Source organism: Streptomyces sp. NH27 (assembly GCF_056859195.1).
This window is the reverse complement of record NZ_JACEGK010000890.1, coordinates 1-1606: the sequence shown is the minus strand read 5'-3', so window position 1 is coordinate 1606 and position 1606 is coordinate 1. Positions and strand designations below refer to the sequence as shown.

At 72.5% G+C, this 1606-nt stretch carries 1 protein-coding gene; it reads left to right on the top strand.

The genetic code is table 11. The features are described 5' to 3' along the window. Positions 1–253 precede the first annotated feature (253 nt). On the top strand, positions 254–1522 hold the full coding sequence (locus tag AC13HU_RS36820; protein ID WP_483046351.1) for an MFS transporter: 1269 nt from the start codon (positions 254–256) through the stop codon (positions 1520–1522). Positions 1523–1606 lie beyond the last annotated feature (84 nt).

The following is a 1606-nucleotide window of genomic DNA, read 5'->3' as shown; positions in this document are numbered from 1 at the left end:
GACGTACCTCCTGAGACGTCGTCCGAGACGCCATCCGGTGCGCCGCCCGGGGCGGGCTCCGCGGCCGGGCAACTCCTCGCGGGCGGACGGTCGGTGACGATCGCGGCACGCTCGGTGCGGCTGCTGCGGGTGCGGCCGGAAACGGGCTGAACTCGGCCGCCCGGCCCCGTCCCGGCCACCCCCTCCCGACCTGGGCGGTCTCGACAGCTCGCAGGTCAGAACCGTGTGGAAGTTACCGAGTGGTCCAGTCCATATTGGCGGGGTGAGTTCTCCGCACTTCGGCCCCGAAGCCCCCGCCACCGTTTCGGGGCCTTCCGCACGCCCGCCGGCCGGCCGGCTGTGGTCCGCCAACTTCCGGGTCTTCTTCACCGCCCGTACGGTCGCGATGCTCGGCGACACCATGCTGCCCGTGGCACTGTCGGCAGGCCTGCTGGGCTACGGCTACTCGGCCGGCGACATCGGCCTGGTGATGGCCGCGTCCACCGCGTGCTTCGCCGGGTTCGTGGTCTTCGGCGGGGTGTTCGCCGACCGGTTCGACGCCCGCGCGCTGATGATCGGCGCGGACCTGGTCCGGGTCTGCTCGCAGTCCACCGCGGCCGTGCTGTTCGCCACCCACCAGGTGCGGCTGTGGGAGATGGCCGTGATCGCGGTGGTCAACGGCACCTGCGCGGCGATGTTCCAGCCCGGCGTGGCCAGCACCATCGTGCGCGTGGCGACCGACATACAAGGTGCCAACGGGGCGACCCGCACCGCCGAGTCGGTCGCCAGTCTGGTCGGGCCCGCGCTCGCGGGGGTGCTGGTCGGCTTCACCTCCACCAGCGTGGTCTTCGCCGCCCACGCCTCCACCTACCTCGCCAGCGCGCTGTGCCTGATCTCGCTGCGGCTGCCGCCGCTGCCGCCGCGGCTGACCGCGGCCGTCTCCACCTTCCGGGCCGATCTGGCCGAGGGATGGCGGGAGTTCCGCGCCCGCACCTGGATGTGGTCGGTGATCCTCGTGTGGATGGTCTACATGGTGTGCATGGTCGGCCCGTACACCCCGCTGGCCGCCGCCCAGCTCATCCCGGCACACGGCGCGGGCGCGTACGGCCTGGTCAACTCCGCGCTCGGCGGCGGCACCGCGCTCGGCGCGCTGTGCGCGATGCGGCTGCGGTCCGCCCGGCCGCTACGGGCCGGCTCGATCGCGCTCTTCGGCACGATGCTGATGCCGACCTCCGTCGGTCTGGGGCTGCCGATCTGGGCGATCACCTGCTGCATGCTCGTGGCCGGGGCCAGTTCGGCCTACTGGGGCGTCAATTGGGCGACCAGCGTGCAGACCCAAGTGCCCGGCGACATCCTCAACCGCATCCACGCCTACGAAGTCGCCGGCTCCATCGCCATGGTCCCCGTCGGCCAGGCCATGGCCGGCCCCGCCTCCTCCGCCTTCGGCACCCGCCACGTCCTCCTCTTCGGCGGCGCCATCCCCCTCCTCGTCGCCACCACCCTCCTTGCCATCCCCGCCGTCCGCAACCTCCGCCGCAAGTAACTCCCCCCAGGCGCCAAACCCTCCCGGGTGGTGCGTTCTGTCGGTCAACGGACCACCTGCCGGTGGGGGTTGCGCGCGCAGTTC